Source organism: Glycomyces rhizosphaerae (assembly GCF_042647865.1).
Lineage (GTDB): Bacteria > Actinomycetota > Actinomycetes > Mycobacteriales > Micromonosporaceae > Glycomyces > Glycomyces rhizosphaerae.
Genome location: NZ_JBHRWO010000010.1, coordinates 486,354 through 499,701 on the forward strand (window position 1 = coordinate 486,354; position 13,348 = coordinate 499,701).

The following is a 13,348-nucleotide window of genomic DNA, read 5'->3' on the forward strand; positions in this document are numbered from 1 at the left end:
GGGGAGTGCCGCGAAACGTGCGGAAGCGATTCGCGGGAAGCGGCATCGGGGAGCGACGCGGCTTCGGACGGTCTGTCATGGCCGCGAAACTACGGGCGGCCGTCACGGATCGGTCATCACTCGCCCACAGGTTGCCGAGGAAGGCGGGGCGCTCCTGCTACGCGGCGGGGCCGCTCACCGGACCGTCTATCGAGTCTGAACTTGCTCGATGGTCATGTGCAAGCCGCTGTCCCGGTGATAAGTCCAGAAGGCGGTGAAGCCGGGCCATTCGTCGTCCACGATTCCGCTGAAGGAGTTGGTGCTCTGCACCCGTGACAGCACGGAATCGGGCATCTCGAGTTCCTCGAAGAGACATCCGAGCTCGTCCCATCCGATACCCGGATCTTCCTCTGCCAGAGCGCGTTCGATGATCATGGTCTTCCCGTCGTCCTCGACGCGGACCGACTCCGCAGATGGAGCGCAAGTCGACCGGACCGCCTCGAGGCGGATCTGGGCGACCTGCTCGGTCGGGGTGGCGGATTCGCGGCCGCTGTTCTCTCCAGACGACCCCTCGTTCGAGGGGCTGTCGTCGCTGCCTCGTCCCGGACGCGAGATCAGGTCCACCAACGTCACTGGGGCGACCGCGACCACTGCCAGCGCGGCGATCAGCAGCACCGGCCGCACGAAGCGCCGTCGGCCGCTCGGCCGCTCTGGTGTCTCTTGTACGTCGGGCACCTCGGGCAGCTTCGGCACGGGAATGCTGATGTTGATGATCTGAGCCTGATAGACGTCGCGCACCTGGCCGAGGAATTCGTTGTCGAACTGCCCGCCTCGGGTGCCGGCGGAGTGTTCTTGTGGGGCCGTGGCGACCTCGGTGTTCCAGAATCGGACCCACCGACGGTAGAGGTCGGGGTCCTTCTCGCGGTCGTGTTCGGCGCGGACACCGAAGCCGATGATGACCTGCTCGCAGAGTTCTTGGAGGCATCGATGCAGATCGGCGTCCGACATTCCGGTAGTGGATTTGAGCGGAGACCCCCTCTCCGCCATCCAATGGCGGACCTCGTTGACCAGCTGCCTCGGGCCGGCCGCGTCGTCGACCGTCCGACCCCGCCGCTTGCCGCTGAGCAGGGAATCGAGGAACTGCCGTTGCTGGGCCTTGTCGCCCCCGAACAGGGCCGCAGCGGTGGCCTCGGCGGCGTCTTTGACGATCGAGGTCAGTTCGGTCTGCCGATTGGTCGCCGGTCGGTCGGCGCGGCGATCGAAACCTTGCCGGACCGGGAAGCGGTATCCGGCGTTGCGGTTGCCGACCCACTCCCGAATCGCGATTCGGGCGGAGTCGAATTCGATGCTTCCGAGCGTGGCGGGGGCATGCTTGAAATCGGACACGGGAGACTGCCTCCAGGGCGAGTGACCAGAGTGGCCTTCACCATACCTGGAGGATCGGACGGTCGCCGTCCTCGGCGAGTCCAAGACGGTCGGCCGTTGGTCGGCCAGCGATGCAAACCGCTGGTGAGCGACCCGTTCCGGCGGTGTTCAGGCTGCCGGGCCGTTCACCGGACCGTGGGCGAGGTGGACGCTCTTCGCGCCGCCGCGCATCCGGATGCGCCTCGCCAACGCGACCGCGTGCTTGACGTCGTGGGCCAGGAACAGGACTGTCGGACCCGAACCGGAGACGTGCGCGGCTAGAGCGCCTTCCTCCAGGCCGCCGTGCATGAGCGAGGCCAGTTGCGGGCGCAGGCTCACGGCCGCGGCCTCCATGTCGTTGATGAGGATGCGGGCGAGGTCGTCGGCGCTCGCGCCGCCCTCGAACGCCTTCACGATCGGGTCCACATCGGAGGAGTAGCGGCCGATGCCGTCCTCGCGGAGCCGGTCGACCTCTTTGTAGCACTCGGGGGTCGAGATCTGCGTGTCCGTCGTCGCGACGACCCAGTGCCAGGTCCCCTTGGCGGCCACAGGGGTCAGCTCCTCGCCGCGTCCCCTGCCGATCGCGGTGCCGCCCTTGAGGCAGAACGGGACGTCCGAGCCGAGCCCGCCGGCGAGGCGGTGCAGCTCGGCGTCGCCGATCTCGACCTCCCACAGCCGCGCGCAGGCGATGAGCGCCCCGGCCGCGTCGGCCGAGCCTCCCGCGAGGCCCCCGGCGACGGGGATGCGCTTGTTCAAGTGCAGCTTGACGTCCGGTTCGATCCCGGCATAGAGGGCGATGAGCTTGGCGGCCTTGTGCGCGAGGTTGGCCTCGTCGGTGGGCAGCGTCCCGGCGCCCTCTCCCGAGATGGTGATCTCGATGCCCGGTTCACCGCGCCGCTCGGCGGTCACGGTGTCGTGCAGGCTGATCGCCTGGTACACCGTGGACAGTGCGTGAAAGCCGTCGGCGCGGGCGTCGCCCACGCCGAGGTGCGGATTGATCTTCGCGGGCACGTCGACGCTGATCTGCGCTCCGGGCTGGGCTGGCGCGGTCTGTCCGGTCATTCAGGCCTCCTGAGACGGTGCGGTCTCGCCCAGAGCCTCCTTGGCGTCGGCGAGGGCGATGAACTCCGTAATGTCCAACGACTCACCCCGCCTGGTGGGTTCGATTCCCGCCCGATCGAGCACGGCTTCCACGTCGGCGCCCGCCCAGGCCTTGAGCGACTGGCGCAGCATCTTGCGACGCTGCCCGAACGCGGCGTCCACGGCGCCGAAGACCTCGACGCGGTTCGCGTCAGGGCTCTCGATGCGCTCGAACGCGACCAGGCCGCTGGACACGTTCGGTTCGGGCCAGAACACCTTGGGGGACACCGACCCGGCGCGCTTCGCCTTGGCGTACCAGGCCATCTTGATGCTGGGGACACCGTAGATCTTGGAGCCCGGCCCGGCCGTGAGCCGGTCGCCGACCTCCGCCTGGACCATCACGAGTCCCTTCCGGAGGCTCGGGAAGGTCTCCAGGGCGTGGAGGACGACGGGCACGGCCACGTTGTACGGCAGGTTCGCCACGAGCGCGGTGGGCGGCTCGGGCATCTGCTCGGGCTTGATGCGGGCGGCGTCGGTCTCGATGACGGTGAGCTTCTCGTGTTCCTCGGGGGCGCGGTGCGCGACGGTGGTCGGCAGGGCGAGCGCGAGCTTCGGGTCGATCTCGACGGCGATCACGCGCCGCGCGATCTCGATGAGCGCCAAGGTGAGCGAGCCGAGGCCGGGCCCGACCTCCATGACGACGTCGTCGGCGTCGAGCTTGGCGACGTTCGCGATGCGGCGCACCGTGTTGGCGTCGACGACGAAGTTCTGGCCCCACTTCTTCGTCGGCGAGATCTGCAGGCCGCGCGAGAGGGACCGGATGTCGCCCGAGTTCAGCAGGCGCGCCATCAGCCCTGGCCCCCGGCGAGGAGCGGTTCCAGGACGAGACCGGGGTAGTCGTTGACGATGGTCTGGATGCGGTACTTGTTCGGCAGCGCCACCAGGTACGCGCCGTCCCTCGGGCGGGAGAAGATCTCGACGCCCGGCGCGGTGCGCAGGCGCGCGGCGCCCTCGGCGTCGGTGAGGCGCGCGAGCTGGTACGGCAGGTTGTCGATCGTCGCGGGGACGTCGAACTCGGCCTGGAGGCGCGCGACCGTGACCTCGAACTGGAGGGGACCCACGGCCGCCAGGACGGGCGTGGCCTCGCCGCGGCGCTCGGAGTACAGCACCTGGACGACGCCCTCGGCGTCGAGCTGGGCGATGCCGCGGCGGAACCGCTTGGCCTTGGAGGTGTCGTGCATCTGCAGGGCCCCGAAGTGCTCGGGCGCGAACGCCGGGAGCGGCGGGTACTCGACAGACTTGCCCGAGTAGATCGTGTCGCCCACCGACAGGCCGGTGGCGTTGACCAGGCCGACGATGTCGCCCGGCCAGGCCTCGTCGACGGTGTCGCGGGCGGAGCCGAACAGCGTCTGGGCGTACTTGGTGGACATGGTGCGCTTGCCCTGGGCCTGCGTGACCTGCATGCCGCGCTCGAAGTGGCCGGAGCAGACGCGGATGAACGCGAGCTGGTCGCGGTGGGAGGCGTTCATGTTCGCCTGCGACTTGAAGACGAACCCGGAGAAGCCGTCTTCCAGGTCGCGCGGCTCACCCTTGGCGTCCTCGCGCGAGAACGGCGACGGGGCGATGTCGACGAGGAGGTCGAGGAGCTGGCCGACGCCGAAGTGGACGAGGGCCGCGCCGAACAGGGTCGGCGTGGTGTGCCCGGCCTCGAAGGTCTTCGGGTCGAAGTCCGCCTCGACTTCGCTGAGGAGTTCGGATTCCTCCTGGGCGCGTTCGTAATCGGGGCCGAACTCGGCCATCGCGGCGGCCTCGTCGAGGAACTCGGCGACCGCGAGCTGCTGCCCGCCGGGCGAGCGCTCGTAGCGGACCATGCCCGGGACCTGCGGTCCGGCCGCGCGGCGGCCGTCAGACTCTTCCCCGAACCCGACGCGCTCGATCACGCCGCGGAACTCGCCGCCGACGCCCACGGGCCACGTGACCGGCGTCGGCTTGATGCCGATGCGGGTCTCGATCTCCTCGATGAGCTCGAGCGCGTCCTTGGCGGGCCGGTCCCACTTGTTGATGAAGGTGATCACGGGGATGCGCCGGGCCCGGCACACCTCGAACAGCTTCAGGGTCTGCGGCTCGAGGCCCTTCGCGGCGTCCAGGAGCATCACGGCGGCGTCGACGGCGGTGAGGACCCGGTAGGTGTCCTCGGAGAAGTCGGCGTGGCCGGGCGTGTCGAGCAGGTTGACGACGCAGTCGCGGTACTCGAACTGCAGGGCCGCGGAGGTGATGGAGATGCCGCGGTCCTGCTCCATGGACATCCAGTCGGAGACCACGCCCTTGCGGTCGCCCTTGCCGTGCACGGCGCCGGCCGAGGAGATGGCGCGGCCGTACAGCGCCAGGGCCTCGGTGATCGTCGACTTGCCGGCGTCGGGGTGGGAGATCACCGCGAAGGTGCGGCGGCGCGCGGCCTCGGCCGCGATGTGGCTGGACATGGATTCCTCAAGGTTGGTAAAGCGAAGCGGGCCCGACCCTCAACGATAGCCGTGAACGGCGACACGACCCGTGCGCCCGCGCGGCGAGTGGACCGGTCGCGGCGCCTACCCGCCGAGCTCCGCCTTCACGATCCCGGACACGAGTTTCCCGTCGGCGCGCCCGGCCGTCTTCGGCCCGACCGCCTTCATGACCTTGCCCATGTCCCGCGGCCCGGCGAAACCGCCCTCCGCGATCACCTCGCGCACCAGTTGCGTGACTTCGGCCTCAGTGAGCTCGGTCGGCAGGTACCGCTTGATCACGGCCTCCTCCGCGAGCTCGGCCTCCGCCGACTCCTCGCGCCCGCCCGCACGGAACCCCTCGGCCGCCTCGCGCCGCTGCTTGGCCTGCTTGACCAGCACCTTCACCACGTCGGCGTCCTCGAGTTCCCGCGGGGTCTTCCCGGCGAGCTCCTCGTTCCGCACCGCCGTCAGCACCATGCGCAAGGTGCCCAGCGTCACCTTGTCCTTCGCCTTGAGGGCAACTCGCATATCGGTTTCCAACTGGGTCTTTAGCTCGCTCATATCTCGACAATCTACCGTTGGGGTATGAAGATCAGCCGTGGACTAGCCGCAGCAGCCGGGATCGGGGTCGGCGCCGGGGCGCTGGCGCTCGCCTACGCCTCTCTCTACGAGCGCGTCCAGTACACGCTCCGCCACTTCGCGGTGCCAGCGCTCCCCGAAGGCGCAGAGCCGATCCGGGTGCTGCACATCTCCGACCTGCACATGACGCCCGGCCAGGTGCGCAAGGCCCACTGGGTCGCGTCCCTGTCCGCGCTCGACCCGGACCTGGTGCTGCTCACCGGGGACAACCTCGCCCACCCTGACGCGGTCGACCTCGTCGCCAAGACGCTCCGGCCGCTGCTGCGCGCGCCCGGCGCGTTCGTATTCGGCTCGAACGACTACTACGCGCCGGTGTTCAAGAACCCGCTGCAGTACTTCAACCCGAACCACGAGCACAAGTACGGCGACCCGCTGCCCACCGAGGAACTGCGCAAGGTCCTCACCGACGGCGGCTGGCTCGACCTCAACAACGCCGCCGCCGACAAGGTCGTGGCCGGGCTCAACGTGCACTTCGCGGGCGTCGACGACCCGCACTTCGACCTCGACGATTACGAACTGGTCGCCGGGCCGGTCCCCAAGAGTGCGGACCTGTCGATCGGGCTGACGCACTCGCCGGAGCCGCGCGTGCTCGACGAGTTCGCCCGCGACGGCTACGACTTCGTGGCCGCCGGGCACACCCACGGCGGCCAGCTCTGCGTCCCCGGGTACGGGGCGCTGGTCACCAACTGCGGGATCGACCGCGAGCGCGTCAAGGGCCTCCACCCGTGGGAGGACATGTGGCTGCACGTCTCGGCCGGCCTGGGCACGAGCCCGTACGCGCCGGTCCGGTTCGCGTGCGCCCCGGAGGCCAGCCTCCTGACGTTCGTGCCGAAGGCGTTCTAGCGAGACCGCTTCGGGCCCGGATGTGACCGGGCCCGAAGCGGCCCCGACCCCGTTCGACGCGAGTCGGAGGACTCGGGTAGCATTTCAAACCGATGCGAACGCCCAGCGTGCGCGCGAAAAAACAGAACATCGGGTTGTGGCGCAGCTTGGTAGCGCACCTCGTTCGGGACGAGGGGGTCGCAGGTTCAAATCCTGTCAACCCGACAGTGTGATGTCTCAGGACATCGGAAACAGGTCGAACCTGCAAAGGTTCGGCCTGTTTTGCTATGCAGGTCTGGTTGGGCCTTTGGGTTTGCCGGTGGGTTGGTAGTCGCGGGTGAGTTCGCAGAGGAGCGCGCCGGTGACGGTGTGGAGGACGCGGGTGCCTTCGTGGGTGCGGCCACGGCAGAACGTTTGTGGGAACCTGAGAAAAAACGAGGGCATCACGGATCGATCGCAGGGATCTGTTGTAGGAACGCTACAACTGAGGCGCGAATTCGGTAGTGAAGTGCTTGCGCATGGTCGCGACACTGGCCTCATGAACACGACACCGCAGACCACCGCTTCAAAGGGCATCGTGCCCGCCATCATCTGGGGGCTCGCCCCGTTCGCATGGCTCTTCCTTCTCCTGGGCTGGCTCGACCTGGACGGGGACCTGTCAGGCCCGGTCCAGACCGCACTCGGCATCGCGGTCCTGTCTCTGCCTGCACCCTGGTTGCTCTGGGCCTCATGGCGGATGCCGCGCCCACGCGTGAAGACGTACCTCGCCGAAGGAGGCGCCCTGGCTGCGATGCTGCTCTCGCTCTTCGTCACCGCCGTGTACTTCCTGCCCGCCGGCAATCCGAACGAGACGGTGTCACCAGGCTTCACCGCGGCTTTCGCCGCCGCCGCGGCAGTGCTCATCGCGGCCGCCTGGCCGCTGCCGGGCCGCCGCCTCGCCTACGGCCTGCCCGCCCTGGGCTGCGCGGTCTTCGCGATCAGCGTTCAGGTACCGCAATGGAGGACCGGCGCGCACCTGGAATCGGCGATCGCAATCGCGGACGAGGTGCTGATGTACGTCCTCATGGGGGCGATCGCTCTGGGTGTGCTCCTCCAGATCGCCTGGTGGCTGCGCGGGAAGCTCCGTGCTGCCTAACCGAACCGGAGGCCGGGGCCGCGGCCGCGGCCCCGGCCTACTGTGCGCCACTTGAGCCCGTCGGTGCGTCAACGTCTCGAAGGCATCGGCGCCCGAAGGATACGAGGCGAAAGATCAGATGATCATTTCGATATCAGCGCCAGATGCAACCATGATGCGTACTTTAGCCGTGATTGCTCTGGTCTCTTGACGTAATACGTCATATGTAAGTACGATGAGGTCGATCTTGCATTGATGAACTTCGATTGAAGGCATTGGCCTTCATGGCACGCAAGGAGAACCAGCTGTGAGACAGTTCTGGGGCCGGGGTCGATCCGGGCGAGCGCACAGGCGCGCCCATCATCGGCTGCTGGCGTTGATCGCCGCCGTGGCGACGGTCGTCGTCGGATCGCTCGGCGCGACGGCGGCCCACTCTGCGCCGCCCGCAGGCGATCCGACCACTGACATCACCACTCTTGCTTCGAGCGCCGGATGTGGGAGCGCTCCGACCATCTCGAGTGGCACGCATACGATCCAAGTCGGCGGGACGAACCGCTCGTTCATCCTGCGGGTCCCCGACAACTACGACAGCAGCCGCGCCTACCCGCTGATCTTCGGGTTCCACTGGAACGGCGGCACAGCCGGCGACGTCTCCGGCGGCGGCACCGACGGCGCGAACTGGTCCTACTACGGGCTGCAGCGCCTGTCGAACAACGGCGCGATCTTCGTTGCGCCGCAGGGCATCAACAATGGCTGGGCCAACTCCGGCGGCCAGGACGTCGCCTTCGTCGACGCCATGATCGCGCGGCTGGAATCCGGTCTCTGCGTCGACACCGCGCAGCGCTTCGCACTCGGCTTCAGTTACGGCGGCGGCATGAGCTACTCCCTCGCCTGCTCGCGGCCGACGGTCTTCCGGGCGGTCGCGGTCTACTCCGGAGGCCAGCTCAGCGGATGCAGCGGCGGCACGCAGCCCGTCGCCTACCTCGGCATCCACGGCATCTCCGACAACGTCCTCAACATCTCCGCAGGGCGTTCGCTGCGCGACAAGTTCGTCGCCAACAACGGCTGCACCCCGCAGAACGCGCCCGAGCCGGCCGCGGGCAGCCGGACGCACATCGTCACCAGCTACTCGGGTTGCAGAGACGGCTATCCGGTCCAGTGGGCGGCGTTCGACGGCGGCCACACACCCGGCCCGATCGACGGGACCTACGAAGACGGCTGGCAGACCTGGACCTCGGGCGTGACCTGGAACTTCTTCTCCCAGTTCGGGTCCGGCGACCCTGGCGGCGGCGATGACGGCACGATCGTCGGCGCCCAGTCGTCCCGGTGCCTGGACGTCACCGGCCAGTCCCGGTCCAACGGCGCCGATGTGCAGCTGTGGGACTGCAACGGCGCGTCCAACCAGCAGTGGACCCGCACTGCCGCAAGCGAATTGCGCGTCTACGGCGGCAAGTGCCTCGACGCCGAAGGCGCCGCGACCGCTCCCGGCACCAGAGCGATCATCTGGGACTGCCACGGGGGATCGAATCAGAAGTGGACCGTCAACTCCAACGGCACCATCACCAACGCTCAATCAGGACTGTGCCTCGACGCCTCGGACAACAGAACGGCCAACGGCACCAAAGTCGTCCTCTGGACCTGCAACGGAGGCGCTAACCAGCGCTGGACCGTAGCTTGATCGCACGATGAGGGGTAGCAGGACCGACTCCTGACAACACGACACCGGCACCGAGGCCGGGAGCGATGCTCCCGGCCTCGGTGCCGGTGTACCGCTCGCCGCCAGCGAGTCGTGCCGCGGCACCACTCGCTGGCGGCGGGACTGCTTCTTGATCTGCTGTTTGGCATTGACGTCTCGGCCGCCTTGCATGCCCGGGGGTGGAGAAAACTTCACCGTGAAGTCGGGCGTCAGCGGCAATGTGGGCGGGCGCGAGCGAACCTACTGTTTGATGCATGGACATTTCAGCGATGCCGCCGATCCCCTGGCGCAGAGCCCCCCGCGCCGCGGTGCGGGCCTTCTGGGCGGGGTCGACCTGGCGCTCCCTCATGCATCTGGTGACCGGTGCCGTGCTCGGCGCCGCGGGTGGGACCGTCATCGTCGCCCTCTTGATCATCGGCGTCGCCGGCATCCCCACGATCGTGCTCCCGGTCATCGCGGCCTGCGCGCTGCTCGTCGTGAGCGGGGCGCTCACGGTTGCCCAGCGCAGCCGCCACACCGCGTTCCTCGGCGCCGAATGGCCCGACGGGCCCTACGCGCAGCCGGTGACGTTCGCGCCTCGCGCGCTCCTCGCCCTCGTGCGGAGCCCAAGGACGTGGCGGCAGTTCTCCTACCACGTCATCGCCGGGTGCGGCGCGTTCCTCGCAGCGGCGCTCGCCGTCACCGCTTGGACCGTGGGCCCCGCGATGATCCTCGCGCCGCTCCTCGGCGCCGGGTCCGGCTTGGGGGCCAGGCATTGGATGCTCTGCGGTGCAGGCATCTTCGTGACGCTCGCGGCGCCGTGGATCACCAGGGGACTGGCCGAGACCGACGCGCTCCTGGGCCGGTTGCTGTTGGGCACCAGCCGCACCGAGGCCCTCGAGCTGCGCGTCACCGATCTCGCCGCCAGCCGCGACTCTACTGTGGATGCCGCTGACGCCGAGCGCCGCCGCATCGAGCGCGACCTCCACGACGGCGCCCAGCAGCGGCTCACCTCCCTCGCCATGAACCTCGGGATCGCCCGCGCCACCCTCACCGACCTGCCCGACGACGGCGCACGCGCCATCGCGCAGGCCCACGACGAGGCGAAACAGGTCCTCACCGAACTGCGCGACCTCGTCCGCGGGCTCCACCCGGCCGTGCTCGAGGACCGCGGCCTGGACGCCGCGCTCTCCGCGGTCGCGGCCCGCTCGCCCGTCCCGGTGCGCCTGCGGGTCGACATGGACAGGCGTGTCGCCCGCGACGTGGAGGCCGTGGCCTACTTCGTCGTCTCCGAAGCACTGACCAATGTGGCCCGTCACGCGGCCGCCGCGAACGCCGCCGTCGAGGTGGACCTGCACGGCGACGAGCTGCGCCTCCGCATCGCCGACGACGGCCGCGGCGGCGCCGATCCCCAGGGCGGCACCGGACTCCAGGGTCTGGCCGACCGAGTCCGCTCGGTCGACGGCGCCTTCCGAATCACCAGCCCCCTCGGGGGCCCCACCGTCATCGAAGCGGAGCTGCCATGCGCGTCGTGATCGCCGAAGACTCGGTCCTGCTGCGGGAGGGCATCGCCCGCCTCATGGAGGTCGGCGGCATCGAAGTCATCGACACCGTGGGCGACGCCGAGGCGCTGCTGCGCTCGGTCGAGCGCGACTGCCCCGACCTCGTGGTCGCCGACGTCCGGATGCCTCCCGACCAGAGCGACGAAGGCGTGCGCGCCGCACTGGTGCTGCGCCGCCGGTACCCGGACCTGGCGGTCCTGATGCTCTCCCAATACGTCGAGGAGCGGTACGCGATCGAGCTGCTCACCGGCCAGATGCGGGGCATCGGGTACCTGCTCAAGGACCGGGTCGCCGACGTCGCCGAGTTCCTCGACTCGCTGCGCCGGGTCGCCGGCGGCGGCACCGCCCTCGACCCCGAGGTGGTCTCCCAGCTGCTCGTGCGCCGCCACGGCGACGAACTCGACCGCCTCACCCCGAGGGAGCGGGAGGTCCTGTCGCACATGGCGGAAGGCCGCTCGAACGCCGGCATCGCCGCGGTCCTCGTCCTCAGCGAGGGCGCCGTCAGCAAGCACATCAACTCGATCTTCACCAAGCTCGGGCTCCCGCCCACCGACAGCGGCAACCGCCGCGTGCTCGCCATTCTGAAGTTCCTGCAAGGCAACGCAAAGGACCGGTCATGATCGACACCCCCGAGAAGCAGGCCGAAGCCCCCCGACCGAACGAGGACCGCACCAGCCGCAATGTCTGGTGGATCGTCGGCGGCATCACCTGCGGCGTCGTGCTCCTGCTCGCCGCTGCCGCCGCCGGCGTCTGGATCTGGACGGTCTCCTCGCCCGAGGAGACCGAGACCCACACCGAGGAATTCGACAGGACGGTCGCGGGCGTCGACGTCGCCGTGGAGATCGGTGACATCGAACTGAACGCCTCCGACAGCGCCGCCCTCGTCCTCGAACGCAAAACCCGTTGGCGCGGCAACGAACCCGAGCCGGACGAGTCGTGGCAGGGCGACACCTTCACCGCCGTCGGCAGCTGCGACGACGACCTGGTCTTCTGGTGGGACGGCGAGGAGTGCGAAGTGGACTACACGCTCGCGCTGCCCAGTGGCGCAGCCGCCGAGGCGACCAACGCGGTCGGCGACGTCCGCATGAACGGCCTCGACGGCCCGATCGACATCGAGACCAGCGTCGGGGTCATCGAAGGCGATGACCTGCGCGCCAACGAGACCGACGTCGAATCCAGCGTCGGCTCGATCCGGCTGGACTACGCGGAGGTGCGCGGCGACATCAACGTCATCGCCGGCACCGGCGATGTCGAGATCATCGTGCCCGACGACGGCACCACCTACGCCGTTCAGTTCGACTCCGGTGTCGGCGGCCAGACCATCGACATCGCCACCGACTCCCAGACCCGCGCCGACTACGTCATCACCGTTACCACCAGCGTCGGGGACCTCAGCGTCCGCTACGCCGACTGAGCCCGATCCTCTTCCCGCCGTCCGCGACCGGCCTCCGGTCGCGGACGGCGGCGTCTCCGAAGCCATTGCAGCTCAACAGGTGGCGGTCTGTCAGCCGCTCGTCAGCGCCCCGTCAGCGCAGGCGGCGACAGTACTGGCATGCAACCGGACACCGAACGTCCGGCACAGCCGCAAAGCCCTCGAACGAAGGAGACTCCCATGTCCGCCAAGCGCAACCGCCCCACCGCCGTCACCATCGCCGCCGTCCTCCACTTCGCCGTCAGTCTCGCGTTCGCCTCGATCCCGCTCGTCGGCCTGGTCTACGGCACCGATGTCCAGGCCGCCGCCGAGGCCGAGGTCGCACGCCAAGGACAGGACCCGAACCTCCTGGCCGCCAACGGACTCGCCTTCGACGAGCACGGCGTCGCGATCTGGGCGCCGTTCGCCATCGCCGCCGCCATCGCGGCTCTCGGCGCGCTCCTGCTGGCGGGCAAGCGCATCGCCCGCGTCCTCTCGTTCATCGCCCTGCCGCTGGTGCTCGCCGGCAACGCGCTCATCATGGCCAGCAACGCGACCGCCACCGAGAAGGTGCAGGCGCTCTTCGACGCCTCCGGTGACGCGGCAGTGCGCTCCCTCGATGCCGCCGCCATCTTGGACGCCGCGTTCGCGGCCTACCCGGACTGGCTGCCGGTCCTCGAAGGGATCCGCTTCGCGGTGGTCGCGGCCGGCTGCGTCCTCGGCGTCATCCTCCTGGCCCTGCGCCCGGCCCGCGCCCACTTCCACAAGCCGTAACCGCTGCAATGCGTTCGGCCCCGCGCGACGCGCGGGGCCGAACGCATTGCCGTGACCGGCGCGGCGGTAGCGTGCGGGCATGACCGAACTCCTGCACCTGACCGAGCCGGGCCTATGGGAGGCCGCGCTCGCCGCGGGCGCGTACGAGGGCTCGACGCGGGGGAGGACCCTCGCCGAGGAGGGCTTCATCCACTGCTCGCTGCCCGAGCAGCTCGACGCGGTGGCCGCCCTCGTCTACGGCGACCACCCCGGGCCGCTCGTGGTACTGGTCATCGACGCCGACCTGGTCGACGTGCCGATCCGATACGAAGCGCCCGCGCCCGGCGCACCCGAGTACCCGCACCTGTACGGTCCCCTGCCGACGAGCGCGGTCATCGAGGTACGCCCCTGGCGCGCAGGCTGATCCGG

At 69.3% G+C, this 13,348-nt stretch carries 13 protein-coding genes and 1 tRNA gene; 9 read left to right on the forward strand and 5 right to left on the reverse strand.

The window, feature by feature from the left end:
• Positions 1-186 precede the first annotated feature (186 nt).
• From ACFO8M_RS11955 to ACFO8M_RS11975, 5 genes are all read right to left on the reverse strand, one after another.
• Positions 187-1,365, reverse strand: a complete 1,179-nt coding sequence (locus ACFO8M_RS11955; RefSeq protein WP_387975139.1) for a hypothetical protein — start codon at positions 1,363-1,365, stop codon at positions 187-189.
• Positions 1,366-1,512: 147 nt separating this feature from the next.
• Positions 1,513-2,445, reverse strand: a complete 933-nt coding sequence (locus ACFO8M_RS11960) for a 4-(cytidine 5'-diphospho)-2-C-methyl-D-erythritol kinase (protein WP_387975142.1) — start codon at positions 2,443-2,445, stop codon at positions 1,513-1,515.
• Positions 2,446-3,312, reverse strand: coding sequence for a 16S rRNA (adenine(1518)-N(6)/adenine(1519)-N(6))-dimethyltransferase RsmA (gene rsmA, locus ACFO8M_RS11965; protein ID WP_387975145.1), 867 nt, complete (start codon positions 3,310-3,312; stop codon positions 2,446-2,448).
• Positions 3,312-4,943 carry a peptide chain release factor 3 gene (locus tag ACFO8M_RS11970; protein WP_387975148.1) on the reverse strand — a complete coding sequence of 544 codons (1,632 nt, stop codon included), beginning with the start codon at positions 4,941-4,943 and terminating at the stop codon, positions 3,312-3,314. The genes rsmA and ACFO8M_RS11970 overlap by 1 nt, the downstream gene beginning before the upstream one ends.
• Before the next feature lie 105 nt (positions 4,944-5,048).
• On the reverse strand, positions 5,049-5,504 hold the full coding sequence (locus tag ACFO8M_RS11975; RefSeq protein WP_387975151.1) for a GatB/YqeY domain-containing protein: 456 nt from the start codon (positions 5,502-5,504) through the stop codon (positions 5,049-5,051).
• Positions 5,505-5,528: 24 nt separating this feature from the next.
• Between ACFO8M_RS11975 and ACFO8M_RS11980 the strand changes: the two genes are divergently transcribed.
• From ACFO8M_RS11980 to ACFO8M_RS12020, 9 genes are all read left to right on the forward strand, one after another.
• Positions 5,529-6,425 carry a metallophosphoesterase gene (locus ACFO8M_RS11980; RefSeq protein WP_387975154.1) on the forward strand — a complete coding sequence of 299 codons (897 nt, stop codon included), beginning with the start codon at positions 5,529-5,531 and terminating at the stop codon, positions 6,423-6,425.
• 130 nt (positions 6,426-6,555) lie between these two features.
• Positions 6,556-6,629, forward strand: a tRNA-Pro gene (locus ACFO8M_RS11985).
• A 313-nt stretch (positions 6,630-6,942) separates the two neighbouring features.
• Positions 6,943-7,539: a hypothetical protein gene (locus ACFO8M_RS11990; protein ID WP_387975157.1), complete on the forward strand. Its 597-nt coding sequence runs from the start codon at positions 6,943-6,945 to the stop codon at positions 7,537-7,539.
• Between the two features lie 349 nt (positions 7,540-7,888).
• On the forward strand, positions 7,889-9,196 hold the full coding sequence (locus tag ACFO8M_RS11995; RefSeq protein ID WP_387976366.1) for a lectin: 1,308 nt from the start codon (positions 7,889-7,891) through the stop codon (positions 9,194-9,196).
• 272 nt (positions 9,197-9,468) lie between these two features.
• Positions 9,469-10,728 carry a sensor histidine kinase gene (locus ACFO8M_RS12000; RefSeq protein WP_387975160.1) on the forward strand — a complete coding sequence of 420 codons (1,260 nt, stop codon included), beginning with the start codon at positions 9,469-9,471 and terminating at the stop codon, positions 10,726-10,728.
• Complete coding sequence (locus ACFO8M_RS12005; protein ID WP_387975163.1) at positions 10,716-11,375, forward strand: response regulator transcription factor; 660 nt, start codon at positions 10,716-10,718, stop codon at positions 11,373-11,375. Before ACFO8M_RS12000 ends, ACFO8M_RS12005 begins: the two co-directional genes overlap by 13 nt.
• On the forward strand, positions 11,372-12,169 hold the full coding sequence (locus tag ACFO8M_RS12010; protein ID WP_387975166.1) for a DUF4097 family beta strand repeat-containing protein: 798 nt from the start codon (positions 11,372-11,374) through the stop codon (positions 12,167-12,169). Before ACFO8M_RS12005 ends, ACFO8M_RS12010 begins: the two co-directional genes overlap by 4 nt.
• A gap of 198 nt (positions 12,170-12,367) precedes the next feature.
• Positions 12,368-12,940, forward strand: a complete 573-nt coding sequence (locus tag ACFO8M_RS12015; RefSeq protein ID WP_387975168.1) for a hypothetical protein — start codon at positions 12,368-12,370, stop codon at positions 12,938-12,940.
• Positions 12,941-13,019: 79 nt separating this feature from the next.
• Positions 13,020-13,343, forward strand: coding sequence for a DUF952 domain-containing protein (locus ACFO8M_RS12020; RefSeq protein ID WP_387975171.1), 324 nt, complete (start codon positions 13,020-13,022; stop codon positions 13,341-13,343).
• The last annotated feature ends 5 nt before the right edge of the window (positions 13,344-13,348 follow it).